Source organism: Janibacter sp. Soil728, from assembly GCF_001428305.1.
Classification (GTDB): Bacteria; Actinomycetota; Actinomycetes; order Actinomycetales; family Dermatophilaceae; genus Janibacter.
This window is the reverse complement of record NZ_LMRZ01000005.1, coordinates 1-25,031: the sequence shown is the minus strand read 5'-3', so window position 1 is coordinate 25,031 and position 25,031 is coordinate 1. Positions and strand designations below refer to the sequence as shown.

23 protein-coding genes are annotated in these 25,031 nt (G+C 70.6%); 9 read left to right on the top strand and 14 right to left on the bottom strand.

Annotated features, from left to right (window positions below; all coding sequences use genetic code 11):
• The first annotated feature begins 75 nt into the window (after positions 1-75).
• Positions 76-1,245 (top strand): cysteine desulfurase family protein, encoded by a 1,170-nt coding sequence (locus ASG73_RS10820; protein WP_055994730.1) that lies wholly within the window; start codon positions 76-78, stop codon positions 1,243-1,245.
• Here ASG73_RS10820 and aat read toward each other — a convergent pair.
• The 4 genes from aat to ASG73_RS10800 all read right to left on the bottom strand — a co-directional run bounded on the left by aat (position 1,208) and on the right by ASG73_RS10800 (position 4,752).
• Entirely contained in the window at positions 1,208-1,972 is a 765-nt protein-coding gene (aat, locus tag ASG73_RS10815) for a leucyl/phenylalanyl-tRNA--protein transferase (RefSeq protein ID WP_200946807.1), read from the bottom strand. The two genes, ASG73_RS10820 and aat, sit on opposite strands and share 38 nt — an antisense overlap.
• 19 nt (positions 1,973-1,991) lie before the next feature.
• The gene (locus ASG73_RS10810; RefSeq protein ID WP_055994727.1) at positions 1,992-2,981 is read right to left on the bottom strand and encodes a carbohydrate kinase family protein; all 990 of its coding nucleotides are present in this window, start codon (positions 2,979-2,981) and stop codon (positions 1,992-1,994) included.
• A 102-nt stretch (positions 2,982-3,083) separates the two neighbouring features.
• Complete coding sequence (locus tag ASG73_RS10805; RefSeq protein ID WP_055994724.1) at positions 3,084-3,470, bottom strand: HesB/IscA family protein; 387 nt, start codon at positions 3,468-3,470, stop codon at positions 3,084-3,086.
• Positions 3,471-3,585: 115 nt separating this feature from the next.
• Complete coding sequence (locus ASG73_RS10800; RefSeq protein WP_055994721.1) at positions 3,586-4,752, bottom strand: glycerate kinase family protein; 1,167 nt, start codon at positions 4,750-4,752, stop codon at positions 3,586-3,588.
• 40 nt (positions 4,753-4,792) lie between these two features.
• On the opposite strand from ASG73_RS10800, the gene nadA reads away from it, so the two are divergent.
• Both nadA and ASG73_RS10790 read left to right on the top strand, forming a co-directional pair.
• Entirely contained in the window at positions 4,793-6,004 is a 1,212-nt protein-coding gene (nadA, locus tag ASG73_RS10795) for a quinolinate synthase NadA (protein ID WP_055994718.1), read from the top strand.
• 568 nt (positions 6,005-6,572) lie between these two features.
• Positions 6,573-7,505 carry a hypothetical protein gene (locus tag ASG73_RS10790; RefSeq protein ID WP_055994715.1) on the top strand — a complete coding sequence of 311 codons (933 nt, stop codon included), beginning with the start codon at positions 6,573-6,575 and terminating at the stop codon, positions 7,503-7,505.
• Between the two features lie 81 nt (positions 7,506-7,586).
• Here ASG73_RS10790 and ASG73_RS10785 read toward each other — a convergent pair whose 3' ends face one another.
• From ASG73_RS10785 to ASG73_RS10760, 6 genes are all read right to left on the bottom strand, one after another.
• On the bottom strand, positions 7,587-8,225 hold the full coding sequence (locus tag ASG73_RS10785; protein WP_156466257.1) for a maleylpyruvate isomerase family mycothiol-dependent enzyme: 639 nt from the start codon (positions 8,223-8,225) through the stop codon (positions 7,587-7,589).
• 103 nt (positions 8,226-8,328) lie between these two features.
• Positions 8,329-9,174: a phosphatidylinositol-specific phospholipase C/glycerophosphodiester phosphodiesterase family protein gene (locus ASG73_RS10780; RefSeq protein WP_055994710.1), complete on the bottom strand. Its 846-nt coding sequence runs from the start codon at positions 9,172-9,174 to the stop codon at positions 8,329-8,331.
• 238 nt (positions 9,175-9,412) lie between these two features.
• A complete protein-coding gene (locus ASG73_RS10775) occupies positions 9,413-10,450 on the bottom strand; it encodes a glutathione S-transferase family protein (RefSeq protein ID WP_055994708.1) in 1,038 nt (345 codons plus the stop codon).
• 26 nt (positions 10,451-10,476) lie between these two features.
• On the bottom strand, positions 10,477-11,004 hold the full coding sequence (locus ASG73_RS10770) for an O-acetyl-ADP-ribose deacetylase (RefSeq protein WP_055994706.1): 528 nt from the start codon (positions 11,002-11,004) through the stop codon (positions 10,477-10,479).
• A 3-nt stretch (positions 11,005-11,007) separates the two neighbouring features.
• Positions 11,008-11,601: a hypothetical protein gene (locus ASG73_RS10765; protein ID WP_055994703.1), complete on the bottom strand. Its 594-nt coding sequence runs from the start codon at positions 11,599-11,601 to the stop codon at positions 11,008-11,010.
• Between the two features lie 14 nt (positions 11,602-11,615).
• Positions 11,616-12,980, bottom strand: coding sequence for a dipeptidase (locus ASG73_RS10760; RefSeq protein WP_055994701.1), 1,365 nt, complete (start codon positions 12,978-12,980; stop codon positions 11,616-11,618).
• Positions 12,981-13,045: 65 nt separating this feature from the next.
• Between ASG73_RS10760 and ASG73_RS10755 the strand changes: the two genes are divergently transcribed.
• Positions 13,046-13,630, top strand: a complete 585-nt coding sequence (locus ASG73_RS10755; protein ID WP_055994699.1) for a DUF3043 domain-containing protein — start codon at positions 13,046-13,048, stop codon at positions 13,628-13,630.
• 70 nt (positions 13,631-13,700) lie between these two features.
• Here the strand turns inward: ASG73_RS10755 and ASG73_RS10750 are convergent, their stop codons facing one another.
• On the bottom strand, positions 13,701-13,907 hold the full coding sequence (locus ASG73_RS10750; RefSeq protein WP_055994694.1) for a hypothetical protein: 207 nt from the start codon (positions 13,905-13,907) through the stop codon (positions 13,701-13,703).
• Positions 13,904-15,013 carry a glycine cleavage system aminomethyltransferase GcvT gene (gene gcvT / locus ASG73_RS10745; RefSeq protein WP_055994691.1) on the bottom strand — a complete coding sequence of 370 codons (1,110 nt, stop codon included), beginning with the start codon at positions 15,011-15,013 and terminating at the stop codon, positions 13,904-13,906. Before gcvT ends, ASG73_RS10750 begins: the two co-directional genes overlap by 4 nt.
• An 83-nt stretch (positions 15,014-15,096) precedes the next feature.
• On the opposite strand from gcvT, the gene ASG73_RS10740 reads away from it, so the two are divergent.
• Positions 15,097-16,584: a leucyl aminopeptidase gene (locus ASG73_RS10740; RefSeq protein WP_055994688.1), complete on the top strand. Its 1,488-nt coding sequence runs from the start codon at positions 15,097-15,099 to the stop codon at positions 16,582-16,584.
• A gap of 73 nt (positions 16,585-16,657) precedes the next feature.
• On the opposite strand, the gene ASG73_RS10735 is transcribed toward ASG73_RS10740, so the two are convergent.
• Positions 16,658-17,701 (bottom strand): hypothetical protein, encoded by a 1,044-nt coding sequence (locus tag ASG73_RS10735; RefSeq protein WP_156466256.1) that lies wholly within the window; start codon positions 17,699-17,701, stop codon positions 16,658-16,660.
• Positions 17,702-17,844: 143 nt separating this feature from the next.
• Between ASG73_RS10735 and lpdA the strand changes: the two genes are divergently transcribed.
• The 3 genes from lpdA (at position 17,845) to ASG73_RS10720 (ending at position 22,188) form a co-directional block, all read left to right on the top strand.
• Positions 17,845-19,245 (top strand): dihydrolipoyl dehydrogenase, encoded by a 1,401-nt coding sequence (lpdA, locus tag ASG73_RS10730; protein WP_055994682.1) that lies wholly within the window; start codon positions 17,845-17,847, stop codon positions 19,243-19,245.
• Positions 19,246-19,373: 128 nt separating this feature from the next.
• A complete protein-coding gene (sucB, locus tag ASG73_RS10725; protein ID WP_055994678.1) occupies positions 19,374-21,278 on the top strand; it encodes a 2-oxoglutarate dehydrogenase, E2 component, dihydrolipoamide succinyltransferase in 1,905 nt (634 codons plus the stop codon).
• A gap of 1 nt (position 21,279) precedes the next feature.
• Positions 21,280-22,188, top strand: a complete 909-nt coding sequence (locus tag ASG73_RS10720; RefSeq protein WP_055994675.1) for a TIGR01777 family oxidoreductase — start codon at positions 21,280-21,282, stop codon at positions 22,186-22,188.
• A 180-nt stretch (positions 22,189-22,368) separates the two neighbouring features.
• On the opposite strand, the gene ASG73_RS10715 is transcribed toward ASG73_RS10720, so the two are convergent.
• Positions 22,369-24,048, bottom strand: a complete 1,680-nt coding sequence (locus ASG73_RS10715; RefSeq protein ID WP_055994673.1) for a serine/threonine-protein kinase — start codon at positions 24,046-24,048, stop codon at positions 22,369-22,371.
• Positions 24,049-24,133: 85 nt separating this feature from the next.
• Between ASG73_RS10715 and ASG73_RS10710 the strand changes: the two genes are divergently transcribed.
• Complete coding sequence (locus ASG73_RS10710; protein ID WP_055994670.1) at positions 24,134-24,865, top strand: peptidase E; 732 nt, start codon at positions 24,134-24,136, stop codon at positions 24,863-24,865.
• Positions 24,866-25,031 lie beyond the last annotated feature (166 nt).

The window sequence follows — 25,031 nt, the reverse complement described above, 5'->3', positions numbered from 1 at the left end:
CACGAGCGCACTTCCGACGAAGGGGGGCATTAGCCTCGACACGTGGCGCGACAGTGCGATTCGTCTTCCGAGGACATGACCGACCCAACCCCTGTGCGGGCCGACGTGGGCGGCCCTCCCGGTCTCCTCGACGCCTCTCCCGGGCCGGTCCTTCCCAGGGCCCTCGACACCCTCCTCGGAGCCCACGAGATCGCCTGGGCCGACCCCTCCGCGCGCCACGCAGCGGGGCGTCGTAGCCGGGCTCTGCTCGACCAGGCTCGAGAGGTCCTCGCGCAGGGGCTGGGTGTGCGAGCGGACGAGGTCAGCTTCCACGCCAGCGGTGACCAGGCGGCCCGCTCCGCGATGGCGTTGCTCTCGCGTGGGCGACGCCGCCTGCCGGGTCCGGTGGTCGCATCGGCCGTCGAGCACTCCGCGCTGCTGCGCTGGCTGCGGGCCGGGGAGGTCCCCCCGTCGCAGGTGGCGGTCTCCCCCACGGGCGCGATCGACCTCCCGGCCTGGCGGGACGCGATCACTTCGGCAACCCCCTTCGCTGCGCTGCAGTCGGCCAACCAAGAGGTCGGGACCCGCCAGCCGTTGGCCGCCGCGCGAGAGGTGACGCGGGAGCACGGAGTCCCGCTGCTCGTCGATGCCCGCGCGGGTCTGGGCCGCGACGCCACCCCGACGGACTTCGACGTGCTGGTGGGCGATGCGACCTCCTGGGGTGGACCACGTCTGGGCGTGCTGGTCGTGCGCACCGGCACGCGGGTCTCCCCCCACCACCCACCGAGCCCGCACGAGGGCGGCTACGCCCTCGACCCCGTCGACGTGCCGACCGCACTCGCCGCGGCCGAGGCATGGCAGCAGTGTGCTGCGCACCAGGAGGACGAAGGGAGGGACGCGAGAGCGCTCATCGACCGCATCCGGGCAGTGGCCGGAGCCATCGAGGAGGTCGACGTCGTCGGCGACCCGCAGGACCGCCTCCCGCACGTGTGCACCTTCTCCGTGCTGTACGTCGACGGCGAGACGATCGTCGACGAGCTGGCCCGACGCGGCCTGGCGGTGGCCTCCGGCTCTGCCTGCACGGCCGACACCCTCGAGCCGAGCCACGTGCTGGCCGCGATGGGCGCGCTCACGCAGGGCAATGTGCGCATCACGCTGCCACTGCGGGCGGTCGCACCCGGTCGTGACGACGCGGTCGAGCGCCTGTGCAGGCAGCTCGACGACGTGGTCAGGCAGTGCCGCGCCCGGCTCCTCGCAGATCCGTGAGCCCGACCCCGAAGTCGAGAGCGGGGGCCTGCAGCGCCCCGGCCAGCCGCGCGTGGTACTCCCGCCGGTGGATCTCCTCGATCCCGAGCGTCTCGAGGTGCGGGGTGCGCCACTGGACGTCGATGATCCGGCGCGGATCGCCGTCTGCGCAGACGAGGCGGTCGAGGGCGACCAGCGCCACCTTCGACGCGTCGGTGGCGTGGTGGAACATCGACTCCCCGGCGAAGAGGCCGCCCACGGCGATGCCGTAGAGGCCACCGACGAGGGTGCCCGCGTCATCGCGCACCTCGATGCTGTGCGCCCAGCCCAGCTCGTGCAGCCGCCCGTAGGCGTCCGCGACGTCGTCGGTGATCCAGTAGCCCTCACGGCTGGGGTCGGCGCACGCGGTGACGACCGCCGCGAAGTCCTGGTCGACGGTCACGGTGAAGCTGGACAGGGAACGTCGTAGGGACCGGCTGATGTGCACGTGGCCCGGCCGCAGCACCCCACGCCAGGTCGGGCTCCACCACCCCATCGGTGGGGACCCCCCTTCGCCCAGTCCCATGGGGAAGACGCCGAGGCGGTAGGCGGTGAGGATCGACGCCGGGTCGAGCCGTCCGCCCACACCCACCACCTCACCGGTCTCGCGAGGCGCCAGCTGCGCCGACTGCAGACCGGCACGCAGGTAGCCCGCCCAGAGCTGCGAGGCGCCCGTGGGCTCGACCGGCGGGAAGGGAGAGGGGCTCACGTCGGCCGGTGGGTGGGGCTCAGGGGCGCGGGCAGGTGACGTGCCCGGCGATCAGGTCGGCGCTCTCCTGGCCGTATGCCTCGGCGAGACGCTCGAAGAAGCGAGCGGTGCCCAGCTCGTACTCCTGGGTGCCGACCGTCTCGATGACATAGGTCGCGAGCATCGAGCCGAGCTCGGCCGACTCGCGCAGCGGGAGCCCCTCGGTGATCCCGGTGAGGAAGCCGGCACGGAAGGCATCACCGACCCCCGTGGGGTCGGCCTTGGTGACCTCGCGCGCGATGCCAACGACGATCGGCTCGTCGAGACCCTTGCCGGTGATCCGCACTCCGTCCTTGCCGAGGGTGGTCACGCGGTAGGTGACGCGCGCGTTGATCTCGTCCTGGGTCCAGCCGGTCTTCTGCTCGGTCAGGTGCGACTCGTACTCGTTGGTGATGAGGTACTCGGCGCCGTCGACGAGGTCGCGGATCAGCTCGCCGTCGCCGAAGGCCAGCTGCTGGCTGGGGTCGGCGACGAAGGGGATGCCCCGGGTGCGGCACTCGCGGGTGTGACGGCGCATGGCGTCCGGGTCGTCGGGGCCGACCAGCACGAGGTCGAGGCCACCGACGCGGGCGGCGATGGGGGTCAGCTCGATCTCGCGGGCCTCGCTCATGGCACCGGCGTAGAAGGTCGCGATCTGGGCCATGTCGTCGTCGGTCGTGCAGACGAAACGGGCGGTGTGCTGGGTCTCGGAGACCCGGACCGACTCGCAGTCGACGCCGTGGCGCTCGAGCCAGCTGCGGTAGTCGGCGAAGTCCTCACCGACCGAGCCGACGAGGACCGGCCGCTGGCCGAGGTTGGCCATGCCGAAGCAGATGTTGGCGGCCACTCCCCCTCGGCGGATCTCCAGCTTGTGGGCCAGGAAGCTCACGGAGATCTTGTCGAGCTGCTCGACCACGAGCGAGTCGGCAAAGCGACCCGCGAAGGTCATCAGGTGGTCAGTGGCAATGGATCCGGCAATCGCGATGGGCACCGGGCCACCTTACAGAGACGCCACGACACCGCCGCCACAACGACGAAGGGGGCGTCCTCACCGTGGTGAGAACGCCCCCTTCGGGCTCGATGCCTCGGTCGATCAGCTGAAGCTGTCGCCGCAGGCGCACGAGCTGCCCGCATTGGGGTTGTCGATGGTGAAGCCCTGCTTCTCGATGGTGTCGGCGAAGTCGATCGTCGCGTCCGAGAGGTACGGGGCGCTCATGCGGTCGACGACGACCTGAACTCCACCGAAGTCACGCACGAGATCACCGTCGAGCGAGCGCTCGTCGAAGTACAGCTGGTAGATCAGGCCGGAGCAGCCGCCCGGCTGGACGCCGATGCGCAGGCGCAGGTCGTCGCGACCCTCCTGCTCGAGCAGCGACTTGACCTTGCCCGCGGCAACGTCGGTGAGGACGATGCCGTGGGTCTCGGTGGCCGCCTCGGCAGCGCCGTCGGGGGTGGTGGCCTGGGTGTCCTGGACGCTCATGCGATGTCCTCACGACTCGGGGTTGAAGTCCGTGACGGAGCCCGCCACGACGGGGTCAACATGCGCGGTGCGCGGGTTGTTCCCGTCCATCCACCATACGGCAGACATCCACGGGTCACCGCCGGGGTGACCACGTCACGGCCACCCTCTCGGCGCGGGCCCTCAGGGTCCCCACCGGGTCGGCCATCGCAGCCTCGACGTCCTCCTCGCGGTCAGCGACCGCGTAGGCACCGCTCAGCCCGAGCGCCATCGACTCGCGGCGGCCGATGAGGACCCGGCCGGCCAGCGCGACCGCAGGGGTCGCGTGGGCGGCAGCGACCTGCGCGACCCCCGCCACGACCTTGCCCTGCAGGCTCTGCCAGTCCAGCGAACCCTCTCCGGTGATGACGAGGTCCGCGGCGGCGACGAGACCGGACAACCCGACGGCCTCGAGCACGATCTCGACGCCGCTCGCCCGACGGGCCCCGAGCAGCATCAGGCCGAAGCCGACCCCTCCGGCGGCGCCCGCACCGGGCTCCCTGTCGAGACGGCGCTCGCGGCCGCTCAGCAGGTCCGTCCCGGGCGGCAGGACGCGTCGCACCTGGTCGGCGAAGTGCCCGAGCGCCCCCTCGAGGACCTGCGACTGCTCGGGGGTCGCCCCCTTCTGCTCGGAGAAGATGGCGCTGGCTCCCTGCATGCCGAGCAGCGGGGAGGCGACATCGGTGGCGGCCACCAGCTCGATGCCGGCGAAGCGCTCTCGCGCGGCGGTCAGGCCCACGAGGTCGCCCTCGCGGGTGGCGATGAGGCCCGCGCCCCCGCCGGCCAGCACGTCACGCGGACCGGCGCCGAGGGCAGCGAGCATCCCCGCGCCGGCGTCATTGGTGGAGGAACCTCCCAGGCCCACGACGATGCGGTCCACGCCCAGGGTCAGCGCGGCCTCGAGCAGCTCGCCCAGGCCCCACGTGCTCGTCAGGCCGGGGTCGCGCTCGGGGACCTCGAGCAGGTGCAGACCGATGGCCTGGGCCGACTCCACCCAGGCGGTGCGTCGGCCCCCTTCGTCGGTGGTGATGTGCAGAGCCGCCGGGACGGGGGCGCCACGTGGGCCGGAGACGGTGACGATCGAGGAGTCGCCGGGAACGCTCGTGGTGAGGACGTCGAGGAACCCGGGCCCACCGTCGGAGAGCGGGACGACGGTCAGCAGGTCGTCGGGGGCCTTGCGGCGCCACCCTTCGGCGATCGCCTCAGCCGCCTGGGTCGCGGTGAGGGTGCCGGTGAAGCAGTCCGGAGCAATGATCACGTGCACGCATGGACTCTACCGAGCCGCTCCGGGTCCCTGTGGGAGCATGCCTCCCGTGAGCGCCACGACGCAGTCAACGCCGAAGCCCCTCTCCCTGCTCGTCCTCGGACAGGGCAACGACCCGCACTCCGAACGCGGGGTGGAGTGTCCGGGTGACCTGCCGGCCCCGTCCGACCCGGGCCTCGTCGCCCGGGCCCGCGCGGCCAAGGAGACGCTCGGCGACACGGTCTTCGTCCTCGGGCACCACTACCAGCGCGACGAGGTCATCGAGTTCGCCGATGTCACCGGCGACTCCTTCAAGCTGGCCAAGGAGGCCGCGGCGCGTCCCGATGCGCCGTACATCGTCTTTTGCGGTGTGCACTTCATGGCCGAGTCGGCCGACATCCTGACCAACGACGAGCAGACCGTCGTCCTGCCCGACCTCGCGGCCGGCTGCTCGATGGCCGACATGGCCGCGCTGCACCAGGTCGAGGACTGCTGGGACGACCTCGTCGAGGCGGGGGTCGCCGACGTGACGGTCCCCGTGACGTACATGAACTCCTCCGCCGCGATCAAGGCCTTCACCGGTCGCCACGGCGGGACGATCTGCACCTCCTCGAATGCCAGGACGGCGCTGACCTGGGCCTTCGACGAGCGGGGTGGGGTGGAGTCCGAGGGCAAGGTCCTCTTCCTCCCCGACCAGCACCTCGGCCGCAACACCTGGGCGCGCGACCTCGGTCGTGACCTCGAGGACTGCGTCGTCTGGGACCCGCACCAGCCGATGGGCGGGCTGACGGTCCAGCAGATCCGCGACGCCCGGATGATCCTGTGGCGCGGGCACTGCTCGGTGCACGGGCGCTTCTCGGTCGACGCGGTGGAGACGGCGCGGAGGGAGATCCCCGGCGTGCGCGTCATCGTGCACCCGGAGTGCCGCAACGAGGTCGTCTCGATCGCCGACGAGGTCGGCTCGACCGAGAAGATCATCAAGACCGTGGCCGCGGCTCCCCCGGGCACCAAGTGGGTCGTCGGCACCGAGCTCAACCTCGTGCAGCGGCTGGGCCAGATGTTCCCCGAGCAGGAGATCAGCTTCCTCGAGAAGAACGTCTGCTACTGCTCGACGATGAACCGGATCGACCTGCCCCACCTCGTCTGGGCCCTCGAGTCGATCGTCGAGGGCCGCGTGGTCAACCCGATCGTCGTCGACCCCGAGGTCGCGCACTGGGCCAAGGTCGCGCTCGACCAGATGCTCGCGCTGCCGGGTGAGACCTCGAAGGACTGAGTTCTCCGGTCGCCCGATTCCCCGGTGGCCAGTTCGCCTGAGTCCCGGGTGGAGGTAAACACGCGGACGAATCGTCGGCGAGTTGGCATCCACTCCCGATGACCGAGTCCCCGGTAGAGGTGAACGCGCGGACGAATCGTCCGCGAGTCGACATCCACCCAAGGCGAAGGGGGGATCCCCGCGCCTCCTCCCCCTGGCGCCCAAATCCCCGGTGGAGGTAAACGCGCGGACGAATCATCCGCAAGTCGACATCCACCCAAGGCGAAGGGGGTATCCCCGGACTGTCAGCGGTGTCCCTTCACATACCTGTCAGACATGTCCCTTCACATCACGCGGACGAATCGTCGGCGAGTTGGCATCCACTCCCGATGACCAAGTCCCGGTGGAGGTAAACACGCGGACGAATCGTCGGCGAGTCGACATCCACCCAAGGCGAAGGGGGGATCCCCGCGCCTCCTCCCCCGGTCGCCAGGGACGATTCGTCCCCACCCACGGCACGTCCGGCCGGTTCATCCACAGCCAGCAAGCGCCCCTCGCTCCCGGCGCTCCGTCCCCTTGGGATGGGGTCATGGACGCACGCATCCTCGGGATCCACGACACAGCGACGGCGGCCGCTGCCCCATACGGCGGCGTCATCAGCCGCACACATCTGCGCGCCCTGGGGATCGACCGTGACGAGGTGCGCCTCCAGCTGCGTCATCGCAGGTGGGTCGCGCACGGGCGGTGGACCATCGCGACCCACACCGGTGACCTGGGCGATCTGGCCCGTCGATGGCGCGCGGTCTGGGAGGTCGGCTCGGGCATCGCGGCACTGGATGGCCCCACTGCGCTGCAGCATGCCGGTCTCGAGCGGTGGAACGACGACTTGGTGCACGTCTCCGTCCCCCACACCGCCAGCATCACCCCGGTCGACGGCGTCGTCGTGCACAAGGTGCGCTCCCGCCCGCCGTCGCTCCTCGCTCCCGGTGAGCTCCCGGTCGTCAGGCCGGCACCGGCTGCCGTGCGCGCCGCTCACTGGGCCGTGTCCGACCGACAAGCGGCGCTCGTCCTCATCATGCCGGTGCAGCAGCGGCTGTGCACCGGCGCGCAGCTCCTCGAGGCCACGAGCCTCGTACGGGGCCGGACACGCCGAGCACTGATCGCAGGTGTGGCCCCGGACGTCGCCCTCGGCGTCCAGGCATTGGGCGAGCTGGACTTCGCGGCGCTGTGCCGTCGGTACCGACTCCCGGAGCCGGCCCGTCAGGTCGTGCGCAACGGACAGAGAGGCCGTGTCTACCTCGACGTGAGGTGGGAGTGCGGGCTGGTCGTCGAGATCGACGGCGCCGGCCACCGGTGGGGACTCGCCGTCACCGATGACAACCTCCGGCAGAACTCCGTGACCCTCCACGGCGACACCGTCCTGCGCATCGACGTGCTCGGGCTGCGCATCGCCGAGGAGCAGTTCATGGGCCAGGTCGTGGCCGCCCACGCCCGACTGTCCGGTCTTCGCCTCGCCGGGTGATCCTGCGCGCGGACGGCCGCGGGTGGATGCCGACTCGCGGACGACTCGTCAGCGCATTCACCTCCAACGGGAGGTGGTGGCTCACTCCAGCCGAGCTCGAAGCACCGCGAGGCCCTCCCCACGGATGCGGTCGAGGTAGCCGGATCGTCCCGACATGACCATGGCGAGGGCTTCGGCGCTGCCGGTGACGGCGCTCCCTTCGCCATGGACCCACGCCACGTCCGTGGCCGCCCAGCGCAGGCCGTCGAGCAGGCCCTCTACAGGGAGGAAGGACGCACGGCCACGCGGCGACACGATGATCTCAAGGGCCGTCCGCCAGTCCTCGATCGGCACAGTGACGTCCAGGCCCTGCGGTTCGGCGAGGTCACGCAGGTGGATGCACGAGTCCGTGAAGGGCCCGGCACGGCCGATGAACCAGGGTCTCGACCCATCAGTCGCGCGCTCCCGCAGCTCCGCTGCGATCTCGGCCAGCGGCCGGTCCCCCAGCCGGACCGCATGCACATCACACGCGCGAGCCATCGATCGCTGCCGGGCAGCAGTGAGCAGGAAGCGCCACGACGGCACGTGTACCGGCTGCAGCTGGTGACCGGCGAGGGTGCGCACGTCCCAGCCCGCGCACAGGGTGGCGTCGTGGGCGTGGGCCTCACCGAGCTCGTCGAGGACATCGGCGAAGAGTCGTCGGTTGGCAGCCGTCCGGGAGATGAGCCGTGCATCGTCCATGGCCCCAGCCTGCCAAGCCGACGCCGCCGGGTGGATGCCAACCCGCCGACGAATCGTCAGCGTGTCCACCTCCACCCGGCGGCGGGAGGGTCTGGCGCCGCACTCACTCCTCGGTGAGGAACTCCTGCAGCCCGTCGAGGTCGTCGGTGTTGATGTGGTCGACGCCGGCGTCACGCAGCTCGCGCCAGAGGTCCTCACGGGCGGGACCAGCGATGTCGTTGGTCGCCCAGAACCTCACTCGGTACCCGTCCGCGTGGGCCTGCTCGACGTAGGAGTGGAGCTTGTCCCGCTCAGCCGCAGGCATCTCGCCGATGCCCTGCCAGGTGAAGAGCTTCGTCCAGTTCTCGCTGACGAGGGGCATGAGGTCAGCGTCGGTCCCGGAGCCGAGGTCGCTCGAGCGTCCGTCGTAGAAGGAGTAGCGGGTCGTCGCCGCCTCCATCTGCGCGCGAGGACGGTTGCCGCTGATGACAGCCTCGACCGCGCGGTCCTTGACCTTGCCCTTGTGGACGCGCGTGAAGACCTGCTCGTGCTCCTCGAGCTCCTCCTCGATGGCCTTCCACGTGGTCGGCCCGTCGCTCTTGATGTCGATGAGCAGCTGGAAGTCACCGGTGTACCCGGGGTAGATCTGCTGCCCACCGCGCGTGGCGATCTCGGAGAGCGGGTCGAGGTAGGCCTCCTCGAGGGTGGGCGCGTCGGCGACCTCCCACTCGTCATGGGCGACGCGCAGCTCGCCGTCGACGAGCCACACGTCTGCCTCGACCGACGTGAAGCCGTGCTCCAGCGCGTCGAGCAGCGGCCGGTCGTGCTCGTAGTCGTTGTGGGCGTGGGCCGCCGGCAACGGCGTGCCCAGCTCGACGGGTGCGGCGCTGGCCGCGCCGACGGGCAGGGTCAGCGCCAGGGCAGCGACAGCAGCGGTGGCGAGGGGACGGTGACGGACATGACGGGCCATGGTGGCGATCTCCTGGGTCGGGTGAGCGCCACGGTGCCGCGGCCCGGTGTCGATCCCGGCCCGCGCCGGTGAACACCCACCCAACACCGGCGGAATGACTCGCCCTCCCGAGGCCGGTGGACCAACCCACCCAGCCAGCCTGGCGGGCCGACGCCGCCGGGTGGATGCCAACCCGCCGACGAATCGTCAGCGTGTTTACCTCCACCCGGCGGGTCGAGCAACGAGACGAGGAGCGCCCTCAGGCGATGCGGACCATCCCGGTCTCGTCGAGCAACGGGTTGTGCGCCGTGGGGACCCGCTCGGCCTCGCTCGGGGCGCCGGGGGCGGTCCCACTGCCGAAGGGGGATCCCCCGAGCGACTCGCGGCCGTGCGGCTCCAGCCAGTTGGAGTAGTCCGGACCGGCGGGGACGATGCCGGTCGGGTTGATGTCCGTGTGCACCTCGTAGTAGTGGCTCTTGATGTGCACGAAGTCCGTCGTGTCACCGAAGCCCGGCGTGGTGAAGAGGTCGCGCGCGTAGGCCCACAGCACCGGCATCTCGGAGAGCTTGGACCGGTTGGCCTTGAAGTGCCCGTGGTAGACGGGGTCGAAGCGCGCCAGCGTGGTGAAGAGGCGCACGTCGGCCTCGGTGATGTGGTCGCCCATGAGGTAGCGACGGGTGGCGAGGCGCTCCTCGAGCCAGTCCATCGCGGTCCACAGCCGGTCGTAGGCAGCCTCGTAGGCGGCCTGGTCGCCGGAGAAGCCGCAGCGGTAGACGCCGTTGTTGATCTCGGTGTAGATGCGCTTGTTGACGACCGCCATCTCCTCGAGGAGGTCCTCGGGCCACAGGTCCGGAGCGCCCTCGCGGTGGAACTCGCGCCACTGCGTGGAGAAGTCCTGCGTGATCTGCGGGAAGTCGTTGGTCACGACCTGACCCGTCGGGATGTCGACCATTGCGGGGACGGTGATGCCCTTGGGGTAGTCGGGGAAGCGCGCCAGGTAGGCGTCCTTGATCCGCGGGATCTGCAGCACGGGGTCGAGGTGGCCCTCGTCGAGGTCGAAGGTCCACGAGTCCGCGTCGTGCGTCGGTCCGGTGACGCCCATGGAGATGACGTCCTCGAGGCCGAGCAGTCGGCGCACGATGATCGTGCGGTTGGCCCACGGGCAGGCGCGGGAGACGACGAGGCGGTATCGCCCCGGCTCGACCGGCCACGCGCTCGACCCGTCCGAGGTGATGCGGTCCTCGATGTAGGTCGTGTCGCGGGTGAATTCCTTCTCGACGTAGCTGCCCTGTGTCATGCCGCCCACTTTAGTTGAAGATTGAACTATTGTCCACCGACGCCTGCCTCGGCTGCGCACGCGATCTGCTCGCGCACCTGCTCGAAGGTCGCCTCGTCGAAGGCGACGATCCGCACCTGCTCGACCCGCGTCGCCGCGCCCGCGATCGTCTCGACCGCGGCCGCGATCGCGTCGTCCTTGGGCCAGCCGTAGATCCCAGCGCTGATGAGCGGGAAGGCGACGCTACGGGCGCCGACCTCGTCGGCGACCTCGAGCGAGCGCCGGTAGCAGGAGGTGAGCAAGGAGCGGTCGCGTTGTCCCGCAGCGTGGTTGGGCCCGACCGTGTGGATGACCCAGCGCGAAGGGAGGTCCCCTCCCGTCGTCCACCCGGCGTCCCCGGTGGCCAGTCCGTCGGGGAAACGCACGATGCAGTCCTCGAGGACCGCCGGCCCACCGACCCGGTGGATGGCCCCGTCCACTCCCCCGCCGCCGCGCATCGCGTTGTTGGCGGCGTTGACGATCGCGTCGACCTGCTGGGTCGTGATGTCTCCATGCACCGCGGTCAGCGTGACCATGGCTCAGACCGCGTCGCCCGTGGCCATGACGACTGCCACCTCGTCGACCTCGCGCTGCCAGACATCCTCGGGTACGGGCGGCAGGAGGTCGTCCCACTCGACGGCGAAGGAGCCGATGACCTGGGGCAGACGCGCCGGCCGCACCATCGCCAGGACGTGCAGGTGCGCGCTGCCGTCGCCCCACTTGCCCAGGTGCACCCGACCTGCGTTGGGCAGGGCGAGCATCGCGTTGTGCAGCCGCAGGGTCAGCCGACCGAACTCCGCGGCCAGGTCCTCGCCCATGTCACCGAAGTCCATGTGCTCACGGGTCTGCAGCCACAGCGTCAGCAGTCCGCCCCGTCCCTCGCGGTCCGTCGAGAGGATCCACCGCTCGTTGCGCCACACCACGCCCTCGTCGGGGTGCTCGCACCGCCAGCAGTCGACACCCCCTTCGCCATCGCGGACGCGGTCGTGGTCGGCGGGCGGATCGAGCTCCTTGGCCACGATCCGACCACCGTCGACAGCCCACGGGAAGGCCGGCCACTCGACGAAACCCAGGTCAGGGGCGTCCGTCCGGGACCGCGCCAGCTGGTGGATCTCCTCCGCACTCTGCGGCATCCCTCAAGCCCCTCTCAGGACCGCATCGCGCCGAGCCGGGCAAGGAGCAGCGCCTCGGCGACACAGACCTTCTCGAACTCGCCCAGGTGCAGTGACTCGTTGGCACCGTGCGCGCGGGTGTCGGGGTCCTCGACGCCGGTGACGAGGATCGCCGCGTCCGGGAACTTCTCGGCGAAGGCCTGGACGAAGGGGATCGACCCACCGATCCCGACGTCGACCGGGTCGTTGCCCCAGGCATCGGCGAAGGCGGCGCGCGCCTGGTCGTAAACCGGACCCTGCGCGTCGGCGGCGAAGCCCCAGCCCTGCTCGTCGAGCTCGACCTCGACGCTCGCGCCCCACGGGGCGTACTCCTGCAGGTGCTTCTGCAGGGCCTTCCACGCGTCCTGCGGGTCCTGTGTCGGGTTCAGCCGCAGGTTGATCTTGGCGCTCGCGGACGCGTTGAGGACGTTGCCTGCCTCGTCGACGCTCGGGGCATCGATGCCGATGACGATCGCAGCAGGCTTGGTCCACAGCCGCGACGGGATCGAGCCGGTACCGATGAGCTGGGTGCCGTCGAGCAGCCCGGACTCCTCACGCAGCCGCGCCTCGTCGTAGTCGATCTCGGGGGCGTCTGCGTGCAGCAGACCCTCGATCGCGACATCGCCCTGGTCGTCGTGGAGCGTGGCGAGCAGCCGGCACATGGTCGTGATCGCGTCGGGGCAGGCGCCGCCGAACATGCCGGAGTGCACGCCGTGGTCGAGTGTGCGCACGGTGACGACGGCGCGGATCGAACCGCGCAGCGTCGTCGTCAGCGCGGGGGTCCCGATGGCCCAGTTGAGCGAGTCAGCGAGGACGATCGCGTCGGACGTCAGGCGGTCACCGTGACGCTCCAGCAGGCGCGGCAGCGACTCGCTGGCGATCTCCTCCTCGCCCTCGACGAAGATCGTCACGCCGACCGGCAGGTTGCCGGAGTGGGCGCGCAGGGCGGCGACGTGTGCCATGACTCCCGCCTTGTCGTCGGCCGCGCCTCGACCGTAGAGACGGCCGTCGACCTCGGTCGGCTCGAAGGGGTCGGTGTCCCAGTCCTCGACGTTGCCCGGGGGCTGCACGTCGTGGTGCGCGTAGAGCAGGACGGTGGGCGCACCCTCGGGGCCGTCGATGTGCCCGATGACGGCCGGTCGCCCCCCTTCCTCCACGATCTCCACGTCGAGGCCCTCCGCGCGCAACAGCTCGGCGGTGCGCTCGGCGGAGGCCTGCACGTGGGCCTGGTCGAAGGAGTCGAGGCTGACGCTCGGGATCCGGGTGAGGTCCTCGAGGTCGGTGCGCACCTGCGGCATCAGCTCGCGCACGCGGGCGCGCAGGGTCTCGATCTGGTCTGCGGTGAGAGTGGTGTCGGTCACGGGCCCGACGCTATCGCGACCGGCCGACGGTTGGTGCCCACGGCGCTACGCCTAGAGTGCACCTCGTGTTCGGACGCAAGAAGGATGACCAAGCTGCTGCCCAGGACTCTGCCGTCCGGGAGCGGTCCCCGCGCGATGGCGCCAAGAACCGGCCGACGCCCAAGCGGCGCGAGCAGGAGGCGGCCCGTCGGCGTCCCCTGGTGCAGACCGACCGCAAGTCGGCCAAGTCCGCGGACCGCGCCGCCCGCCGCGAGAATGCGCAGAAGATGCGCGCCGCGATGGTCACCGGCGACGAGAAGCACCTGCCCGCCCGTGACAAGGGTCCGGTCCGGCGCTACGTCCGCGACACGGTCGACGCCCGCTTCAACCTCGGCGAGTGGCTGCTGCCGCTCATGCTCGCCGTGCTGGTGCTGAGCCTCTTCGCCGGTCAGTGGGCGACCTACGTCTTCCTCGGCGTCTACGTCCTGATCATCATCGCGATCCTCGACGCCTACCTGCTGTGGCGCCGGACCAAGGTCAAGATCCTCGATCGCTTCGGCGCCGACACCGAGACCCGTGGCCTGGGGATGTACCTCGTCATGCGGGCCTTCCAGATCCGCCGCAGCCGGATGCCCAAGCCGATGGTGGGGCGCGGCGACACCCCGCGCTGACCCACACCGCACGCACGAAGGGGGCGCCTCCACCGATCGGTGGAGGCGCCCCCTTCGTGCGTGGTCGCGGTCAGCCGGCCGACAACGACATCGGCCCGTAGACGACCTCGGCCTCGCGCAGCAGGCTCACCTGGGCGACGCCCGCGCCGGCGAGGTCCTCCCACGACTCGGCAAACCACGCCTCGGCCTCGGCCTGGGTCGGGAAGGGCACCGAGTGCCCGCTCGGCAGCGGTGCGCCCGAGGAGTCCTCGAGCCGCCAGCGGTAGGACTCACTCATGACTGACGCACCTGCACCTGGACGAAGGGGGGCTTGGTCACCGTGGCGGCGACCTCACGGCCGCGGACGTCGATGACGACCTCGTCGCCCTCGGCGACGGACCGGTCGAGCAACGCCAGGGCGATGCCCTGCTTGAGCGAGGGGCTGAAGGTGCCGGAGGTGACCTCTCCGACCTCGGCCCCGTCGACCGTGACCGCGCAGTGGCTGCGCGGGATGCCGCGGCCGGTGACGAGCAGGCCGCGCAGCAGGCGGGAGGACTTGGCGACACGCTGGGCGACGAGCGCGTCCTTGCCCCAGAAGGTCTCCTTGTCCCAGCCGACCGCCCACGCGGAGCGCGCCATGACGGGGGTGATCTCCGGGGAGAGATCGTTGCCGTGCAACGGGTAGCCCATCTCGGTGCGCAGCGTGTCGCGGGCACCGAGGCCACAGGGCAGTCCGTCGAAGGGGGCCATCGCCTCGACGATCGCGTCCCACAGCTCCAGGCCGGCAGCGGCCGGGGCGACGAGCTCGTAGCCGCGCTCCCCCGTGTAGCCGGTGCGGCAGACGGTGAGGTCGTGGCCCTGCCACTGCGCCTCGTCGAAGGACATGTAGTCGTGGTCGACCGGCAGGCCGAGCGCGGTGAGGACCTCGTCGCTCTTGGGGCCCTGGACGGCGAGCACGACGTAGTCCTCGTGCAGGTTGCGCACCTCGACGCCCTCGGGAGCGGCCTCCTGCAGCATCCGCACGACCGTCGCGGTGTTGGCGGCGTTGGGGATGAGGAAGACATCTTCCTCGCTGCGCAGGTAGGCGATGAGGTCGTCGACCACGCCACCGGACTCGTTGCAGCACAACGTGTACTGCGCCTGGCCGGTACCGATCCGACCGAGGTCGTTGGTCAGTGTGGAGTTGATCAGGTCGATGGCGCCGGGGCCGGTGACACTGGCCTTGCCCAGGTGGCTCACGTCGAACAGGCCCACCCGTTCACGCACGGCGGTGTGCTCGGCGACGACGCCGCCGCCGGGGTACTCGATGGGCATCTCCCAGCCACCGAAGTCGGCCATCTTGGCGTTGAGCGCGACATGGCGGTCATGGATCGAAGAGGTGCGCAGGACGTCACTGTCGGTCATGCGGCAGACGCTACCGTCTCGCCATCCGGGATAGCCTGCCGGAGGTACACCCACCATCTCCCCGATCGAAAGGCGCCACGCACGTGCCCTCGTTGATCCTCGGTTCCCACCCCCTCGCCGCCTGGTCCGGCCGCACCCTCGTCATCGGGGTCACCGGCTCCGACCCGGCCACCGCCACCGCGAGCGAAGAGCTGCCCAAGCCCACCGCCAAGCACCTCGACCAGGTCCTGCCCCTCCTCGAGGTGAGCACCAAGGTCGGCGCGACCACCACCCTTCCCGCAGTGCCGGGTCTGAAGGCGGACAAGGTCGTGCTCGTCGGTCTGGGCACGGACGAAGGGGGGAGCGACGTCCTGCGCCGGGCCGCCGGCGCCGCAGTGCGCGCCGCGGGCAAGGGCTCGGTCGCGCTCGCCCTGCCGCACGCCGACGCCACCGAGCTCGCGGCGATCGCCGAGGGCGCCGTGGCGGGTGGCTACGCCTTCACCGAGCACAAGTCCGCCCCGGCCACGGCCGATGACCGCGAGATCACGGTCTTCTCATCGCTCGACCGCAAGGACGCCCCCAAGGACGTGCTCGCCACCGCCGAGACCGTCGCGCGCAATGTCGCGTGGGCCCGCGACCTGGTCAACACCGCGCCCAACCTGCTCTTCCCGCAGTCCTTCGCCGAGCAGGTGCAGCAGGTGGCCAAGGCCTCCTCGGGCAAGCTGACGGTCAAGGTGCTCGACGACAAGGCGCTCGTCGAGGGCGGCTTCGGCGGCATCGTCGGCGTGGGCCAGGGCAGCAGCCGCCCCCCGCGCATCGTCACCCTCTCCTACACGCCGCGCAGCAAGAAGGTCCCGCACATCGCGCTCGTCGGCAAGGGCATCACCTTCGACTCCGGCGGTGTGTGCATCAAGCCGTCTGCGGGCATGCTGACCATGAAGTCCGACATGGCCGGCGCTGCCGCCGTGGCCGCGACCGTCGTCGCCGCCGCCGAGCTCGGTCTGCCCGTCGCGGTCACCGGCTACCTCTGCCTCGCGGAGAACATGCCCGGCGACAACGCCCAGCGCCCCGGTGACGTCGTCACCATGCGCAACGGCACGACCGTCGAGATCATCGACACCGACGCCGAGGGCCGGATGGTCCTCGCCGACGGCATGGCCCTGGCCGCCGAGTCGGGTCCCGACCAGATCCTCGACGTCGCCACCCTGACCGGCGCGTGCGTCGTCGCGCTCGGCCCGAAGATCTTCGGCGTCATGGGCAACGACGACGACCTGCGCACCGCGATCACCGAGGCGTCCGACCGCGCCGACGAGCCGAGCTGGCCGCTGCCGCTGCCGGTCGACCTCCGGTCAGGTCTCGACTCCTTCGTCGCGGACCTCGCCCACAAGGGTGACCGCTGGGGTGGCGCGCTGACCGCGGGCCTCTTCCTGCAGGAGTTCGCCAAGGACGCCGAGGGCGAGCCCATCCCGTGGGCGCACCTCGACATCGCCGGCCCCTCCTTCAACGAGGGCAGCCCCTGGGGTCACGTCCCCAAGGGCGGCACCGGCGTCGCCGTCGGCACCATGCTGGAGCACATCGCGTCGCTGGGCTGATCCTCTTCGCTCCGACGCACGAGACCCCCTGCCCGTCGTGACGGGCAGGGGGTCTCGTGCATCCGGCGGGTGCTCAGGCGGGGAAGGGTCCCGTGTCCGCCCGGTTGTTGCTGTCGTCCCGGTCCCGCTGGGACATGAACTGCGTCCAGGCCCCGCTGTAGACGAACTCGCGGGTCGAGGTGGCGATGTCGACGTCGACGTCGACGACCAGCTGCTGGCCGGCCGGGATCGCGACCCCGATCCGCCACTCGACGCGGTCGTCGCCACCGCTGCTCGGCTGCTTCACGAACGTGTCCGCGACGTCCTGCCCGTCGAGCGTGGCGCTGACGATCCGCACGTCCTCGAAGACATCCACGTAGCCCGTGCCGTCGTGCACGGTCGGGCCGCCGATGATCAGGGAGCTGTCCGTCGGGATGTCACCCGGGGTGTTCGCCGTGACGGTGAGGGTGTCCTGCACGTTGATCGGCAGCGGGTCGCCGGCGGCCGTCACCAGGTTGTGCTCCCTCCAGGTAGCGGTCAGCGCTGCATCGTTCGTGTCGTAGTACCGCGCCGTCGTCGACACGCTGTTGTTGTCGGGCACCGAGTCGGTGGTACCCGTCGCGGGCGTGATCGTCACCGTGTACGGCTCGATGTCCGTGGCCCATGCCGCCTCTGGTCCCCCTACCCGAACCAGTGACGGCCGCAGGGACACCAGGCCCCCGACGGGGATCGGGTTGTCCAGGCGGAAGGGGATCGTGGTCAGGTTCCCGCTCGTCCGGGGCGTGCCCGCCGTCACTGCGACGTCGTCGGCCGTCAGCGTCACTCCGCTGAAGAGCCGGGAGTCGAAGGACAGGTTCACCGTGCTGCCAGCAGGCGCAGCAGCCGTCCCCATGTTGGTGGCGTCGAACCCACCGATGAGAGTCAGCTCGTACATCCGGGATCGATCCTCGCTGTACCCCGCGACCCCGTCACCGAAGGGCTGGCCCTGGAGCATCAGGTCGACCGTCGCCGCCGTGCTCGCGGCCAGCGTGGGCGCTGCGGCAGCGACCGTGACGGCGGGCACCGACCACGCGGCAGTCTTCGCCACCGTCCTGCGCGAGACACCTGCGGACGTGTGGGCAGCAAAACGTGAAGTCATGAAATTTTCCCCTGAAGTGATGGCTGGTGACACGCACTTTAGCCATCCCTCACCTCGCCGCCTTCGCGGCACCGGCTCCTCTGCCTCTACGCTGGGGCCCGGTCCGTGACCCCGGACACATCACCCGCGCAAAGGAGCAACCCGTGGCCGACCCCACGAACTCGACCTCGTCCCCCTTCGACCTCGTCATCCTCGGAGCCGGCAGCGGCGGGTACGCCTGCGCCCTGCGCGCCTCGCAGCTGGGCCTCACGGTCGCGCTCGTCGAGGAGGACAAGATCGGCGGGACCTGCCTGCACCGCGGGTGCATCCCGACCAAGGCCCTGCTGCACGCGGCCGAGCTCGCCGACGGTGCCCGCGCAGGGGCGTCCCACGGGATCCTCACGACCTTCGAGGGGATCGACACCACGGCCCTCCACGCACGCAAGGACAAGGTCGTCTCGCAGCTCTACAAGGGGCTGACCGGGCTCGTCGGGCAGGCCGGCATCGAGGTCGTCACCGGCCGTGGTCGGCTCGTCGACGCGAGCACCGTGGAGGTCGAGGGCGAAGGGGGGACCACTCGCCTGAGCGCGAAGACCGTTGTCCTGGCGACCGGTTCGTACGCCCGCACCATCCCGGGCGTGGAGCTCGGCCCGCGGGTCATGACGAGCGACCAGGCGATGAACCTCACCGAGATCCCCCAGCGTGTCGCCGTGCTCGGCGGCGGCGTGATCGGTGTCGAGTTCGCCTCGATGCTGCGCAGCTTCGGCGCCGAGGTGACGATCGTCGAGGCTCTCGACCGGATCGTCGCGGCCGAGGAGCCGTCGATCTCCAAGCACCTCACCCGCGAGTTCAAGAAGCGCAAGATCACCGCTCTCACGTCCACCCGGGTCGCGTCGGTCGAGGCCGACGACCAGCGTGCCGTCGTGCACCTCGAGAGCGGCGACCCACTGGAGGTCGACCTCGTCCTCGTCGCCGTGGGCCGAGGTCCGCGCAGCGAGGGACTGGGCTTCGAGGAGGCCGGTGTCAGCGTCGACCGCGGGTTCGTCCCGACCGACGAGCGCCTGCGCACCAATGTCGACGGCGTGCGCGCGGTCGGCGACCTGGTGCCCGGACTGCAGCTGGCTCATCGCGGCTTCGCCCACGGGATCTTCGTCGCGGAGGACATCGCCGGCCTCGACCCCACGCCGATCGACGACATCATCATCCCCAAGGTGACCTACTGCGACCCCGAGATCGCCTCCGTCGGACTGACGAGCAAGGCGGCGAAGGGAGCCGGCAAGGACGTCGAGACCGTCGTCTACCCCTTGGGCGGCAACGGCCGCAGCATCATCCGTGGCACCACCGGCTCGGTGACCCTCATCCGCGAGAAGGACGGTCCGGTCCTCGGCGTGCACATGGTCGGACTGGGCGTCAGCGAGATGATCAGCGAGGCACAGCTGGCCGTCGGCTGGGAGGCACACCCCGAGGACATCGCGCCTCTGGTGCACGCGCACCCGAGTCAGGGAGAGGCCTTCGGCGAGGCAGCCATGCTTGCCGCCGGACGGCCGTTGCACGCACACGCATGATGACCACACCATGGGGTCGAACCTGTTGCCGATACGTGTCCGACGCGGACGTGGGCCCCATGGACATGACCACACCGACTCGTGAGAGTCTGTGACGTAAACCATCTTTATTGAAGGAGCAGAGGCGCATGTCTGAGCGGGTGACAATGCCGGCCCTGGGCGAGTCGGTGACCGAGGGCACCGTGACGCGATGGCTGAAGAATGTTGGCGACACTGTCGAGATCGACGAGCCGCTGCTCGAGGTCTCGACCGACAAGGTCGACACCGAGATCCCTTCGCCGGTCGCAGGCACCATCCAGGAGATCCTCGTCGAAGAGGACGAGACCGTCGAGGTCGGAGCCGACCTCGCTGTGATCGGTGACGGAGACGCCCCGGCGTCCTCGGACTCCGGTGACGACGAGCAGGCTGCTCCTGCCGCCGAGGAGGCCCCCGCTGAGGAGGCTGCTCCTGCCGCTGAGGAGGCCCCCGCTGAGGAGGCCCCCGCTGAGGAGGCTCCTGCTGAGGAGCCCAAGGCTGAAGAGGCACCCGCTGCGGAGGCCAAGCCGGCCTCCGGTGACGGCGAGGGCACCAAGGTGGCCATGCCGGCTCTGGGTGAGTCCGTCACCGAGGGCACCGTCTCCCGTTGGCTCAAGGCCGAGGGCGACACCGTCGAGGTCGACGAGCCCCTCCTGGAGGTCTCCACCGACAAGGTCGACACCGAGATCCCCTCCCCCGTCGCGGGCACGCTGACCAAGATCCTCGTCCAGGAGGACGAGACCGTCGAGGTCGGCGCTGACCTGGCCATCGTCGGTGGCTCGGGTGGCGGCGAGTCCTCCTCCGAGGACGCCGAGGAGTCCCCTGTCCCGCAGGCCGACGAGTCGGACCCCAAGACCGCAGGCAATGACGCCCAAGAGGCCGCTGCGCAGGAGCCCGAGGCCGCTCAGGAGGAGCCGGCAGAGGCTCCCGCCCCCAAGCAGGAGGCTCCGAAGGCCGAGGCCCCCAAGCAGGAGGCCCCGAAGGCCGAGGCACCGAAGCAGGAGGCCCCGAAGGCCGAGGCTCCGAAGGCGGAAGCACCCAAGACGGAGGCTCCCGCTGCCTCCGGTGGCGACGCCGCCGCCTACGTGACTCCGCTCGTGCGCAAGCTCGCCTCGGACAACGGCATCGACCTCTCGCAGATCACGGGCACCGGCATCGGTGGCCGCATCCGCAAGCAGGACGTGCTCGAGGCTGCCAAGGCCAAGAACCAGCCGCAGGAGTCCGCCCCGGCGGCCGCTCCCGCTGCTGCCCCGGCTGCCGCTGCTGCGCCGTCGGCCGTCCCCGCAGGCTTCGAGTCCAATGTCCCGAAGTCCAAGCGCGGCACCCGCGAGAAGATGTCCCGTCTGCGCAAGGTCATCGCCGAGCGCATGGTCGAGTCGCTGCAGGTCAGCGCCCAGCTGACCACGGTCGTCGAGGTCGACATGACCAAGGTGTCGCGGGTGCGTGACGCGGCCAAGGCCGAGTTCGTCAGCCGCGAGGGCACCAAGCTCTCCTTCCTCCCCTTCATCGCCCTGGCCACGGCCGAGGCGCTCAAGGAGCACCCGGGCGTCAACGCCAGCGTCGAGGGTGAGGAGATCGTCTACCACGGTCAGGAAAACCTCTCCATCGCCGTGGACACGCCGAAGGGCCTCTTCACCCCGGTCGTCAAGAACGCCGGTGACCTCAACGTCGCCGGCCTCGCCCGCGCCATCGCGGACGTCGCCGACCGCACCCGCAACAACAAGATCACGCCGGACGACCTGTCCGGTGGGACCTTCACCATCACCAACACCGGCAGCCGGGGTGCGCTCTTCGACACCCCGATCCTCAACCAGCCGCAGGTCGCGATGCTCGGGACGGGTGCCATCGTGCGCCGCCCCGTGGTCATCGTGACCGACGACGGTGGGGAGACCCTGGCGATCCGGTCGATGATGTACCTGGCCCTCAGCTACGACCACCGTGTCGTGGACGGGGCGGACGCCGCGAGGTTCCTCGGGACCATCAAGGCTCGCCTCGAAGAAGGCCGTTTCGAGGCCTGACATGACCGCACGCCGACAGCGCGTCGCCATCACCGGAGCTTCCGGACTGATTGGTGGCGCGCTGTCGTCGTCCCTGCGCGAAGGGGGTCACGACGTCGTCCACCTCGTGCGCCGTGAGCCCTCGGCCGGCCACGAGCGGCAGTGGGACCCGGCGGCCGGGCAGCTGACGCGCGATGTCCTCGCGGACGTCGACACCGTGGTGCACCTCGCGGGCGCCGGCGTCGGTGATCGGCGCTGGACCCCCGAGTACAAGTCGCTGATCCACTCCTCGCGGGTCGACGGCACCGATCTCGTCGCGCGCGCGATCGCCGACGGGGCGGGTCCCACGCGGCTGGTCAGCGCGTCCGCCATCGGGATCTACGGCGACCGCGGCGACGAGGTGCTCACCGAGGCCTCCGCGGAGGCCGTCACCTTCCTCGCCAATGTCGTGCGCGACTGGGAGGCGGCGACCATCCCCGCCAAGGACGCGGGTGTCCCTGTGGCTCATGCCCGCACGGGGATCGTGCTGTCGACGAAGGGCGGCGCCCTCACCCCGATGCTGCGGCTGGGACGACTCGGTCTCGGCGGACCACTCGGGTCCGGACGGCAGTGGATGCCCTGGATCACGCTCGCCGACACCGTCGCCGCCTACACCCGGCTCATCGAGGACCCCTCGATCACCGGACCGGTCAACCTCACCGCTCCTCACCCGGTACGCCAGCGCGAGCTGGCCCGCGGGCTCGGCCGGGCGTTGCACCGTCCCGCCGTCCTCCCCGCACCGCGGGCAGCCATGCGACTCGTGCTCGGCGAGTTCGCCGACGAAGCGCTCGCCTCGGTCAGGGTGCTCCCCCAGCGGTTGCTCGACGAAGGCTTCGAGCATGCCCACCCCCGCCTCGACGACGCGCTCGCCCACCTCCTCGCACGACCCTGAGCAGCCGCGAACGACCCTGATCCCCGCATTGCCATAGGGCAATGCACGGTCCCCCTGGCGTGGAAGGGTGCATTGCCATAGGGGAATGCACGGTCCATGGCTTGGAAGGGTGCATTGCCATAGGGGAATGCACGGTCCCCCTGGCGTGGAAGGGTGCACTGCCATAGGTGAATGCAGGGTTCAGGGGGTGGCGGAGTCAGCGGGCGCGGTGACGTCGCGGACCCGCCACGCGCCGTCGTGCCAGGCAAGGACGAGGTCGAGCGGCTGACCCCGCCGAGCCGGTCGGGCGCTGCGTCCGCCGTCTGCCGCGACGACGTCATAGGCGCCTTCGTCGACAATCGTGCGCAACACCGCCGTGGACCCGTGGGTGCGCTCCAGCCGGGCCGAGCGCACGGTCATCGTGACCCCGCGGAAGCGCTCACCACTCTGCGTCAGCCGGTCGACGAGTTCTCGGTCCTTCGTCGCGGCCAGCGATCCGGGAAGGTCGAGACGGGCGAGCGCGTCGACGTCCAGGTCGACGACCACCTGCTGGCGAAGGGAGGTCAGCTCCTGTGCGAGCAGTCGCGGGGACTGCCGTGGCGAGGAACGGTCGTGCAGCACGCCTGATGACTCCACCTGCGTCGCGGCCATCGCGCTCCGGTCCGTCCTGACCGGCGCGCTCTCCTCCTCCTCGGCCCCACCCGCGCTCGCCAGCTGCTGCCACGGCACGAGGACCGCGAGAAGCAGCGCGAGCCCCACGGTGACAAGCACCCCGACGCGACGGGCACCGTCAGCAGGCGCCAGCGCCGAGCGGGCGATCGCGCGCGGGACGCTCACCTCGACCAGGTCCGGGTCGACATCACGCGTGAGGTCGATGGGCTCGTCGCGCTCGCGCTCGCGGCGCGGGGCGGCGTGGCGACCCCCCTTCGCCATGGGCGGACGCTCCCGTCTCACGCGAGGTCCACGACGTCGCCACCATCGGTGATCGGCCTCGTCCGGCAGGACGCGGGCCAGCTCCTCCTGCCACTCGGGTACGCGGATGCCCTCCTCGCTGGCGGCCTCACGGATCCGTCGCGTCAGGCTGCTCCCGACATCGCCGGACGCGGTCATGCGCAGCGGCTGGGCACTCACGGCGTCGAAGACCGCGCGCGCCACCTCGTCGGCCTCCGGTCGGTCGTCCGGGTGCGGTGAGAGGCAGGCCTCCACGACATCGGTCAGCGCCGGCTCGTCCGGCACGAGGTCGCGCAGGTCAGGTCGTTCGGCGATGTGGGCGGGAGCCGCACCCACCAGGCACAGCCACGCGAGCGCGCCGAGGGCGTGCACATCACTCTCCCGAGTCGGGTCGCTGCCCTCGAGCACCTCCGGGGCGACGTGCCCCTCGGTCCCGTAGACGTCCCCGGGAGACTCGCCGGTCAAACGCGAGTACCCGAGGTCGGCGAGCACCGGTCGCCCGGTCGAGTCGAGCAGGACATTGCCCGGGCTGAGGTCCCCGTGGACGATCCCGAGATCGTGCAGCCCGGCCACCGCCTGCGCGATGGGAGCGATCACCGTGACGCTCTCCCCCGGGGTGAGGTGTCCCCGCTCCGCGACGACCCGCTCCAGACTGCCTCCCGCGAGGTACTCGAGGACCAGCGCCAGGCCCGGTCCGTCATCCGTGTCGATCTCGAGCGTCTCGTGCAGGGTGACGACGTGCTCAGCAGCAGCGATCTGGAGCATCGCGTACTCGCGCACCGCCTCGTCATCGGCCTGCGCGGCAACGAGCTTGACCGCGACGAGCTCGTCGTCGGCGTCCCGGCGGGCTCGCCACACCGTCGCCGTCGACCCGGTGCCGAGCAGTCGGGTGAGCCGATACCCGGGTACTGACGGAGGGATCTCGTCCATGGCTCCACGATGGCGGATCTGCGGGCGAGGGTCGTCGAGTTTTCCACAGCGCCCCCCTTCGGCCGACGCTGGATAGCCTGCGGTCATGACCGCTGACCGGCCCACGATCCTCGCCACCTCCGGTGGCTACATCCGTCCCGAGCGGGGCGACCTCGCCTTCGCCGGCCTCGTGCACCACGCAGTCGACCTGTCGGGGACGACCTCGCGCCCCAGGATCTGCCAGCTCGGCACGGCCAGCGGCGACCCGCGGCCCTTCAACGCCGCCTTCTCCGAGGCCGGCGCGGTCGCGGGCTACGAGGTCACTCACCTCAACCTCTTCCCGATGCCCAATGTCGAGGACATCGAGGCTCACCTGCTCGCCCAGGACGTCGTGTGGGTCAACGGCGGTTCCGTCGCCAACCTGCTCGCGGTGTGGCGGGTGCACGGTCTGGACGCGATCTTCCGCCGCGTGTGGGAGGCGGGCGTCGTCCTCGCCGGCGTGAGCGCGGGCTCGATCTGCTGGTACCGCGGAGGGACGACCGACTCCTTCGGTCCGCAGCTGCAGTCCGTGGACAACGGTCTGGCGCTGCTGCCCTACGACAGCGGCGTGCACTACGACAGCGAGGCCCGTCGCCGACCGACCGTGCACCGCATGGTCGCCGACGGCACGCTCGGCGAGACGCACTGCACCGACGACGGAGTCGGTCTGGTCTACCACGGCACCGAGCTCGTCGAGGCGGTCACCGAGGTCGACGGCAAGGGTGCCTACATCGTGACGAAGGGGGCTGACGGCCAGGTCGTCGAGACCCCCGTCGAGACCCGCCGGCTCCCCCGCTGAGCGACTCCCCCTTCGCCCACTCACCTCCCATCGCCCGATTGGAGGTAAACGCGCCGACGATTCACCGGTGTCCTGTGAAGGGACATGTCGGACAGTCGTGAAGGGACATGTCGGACAGTCAGGGGTGTGTGTCTATTCGGACATGGTCGCGTTGTCCGGCTGGTTT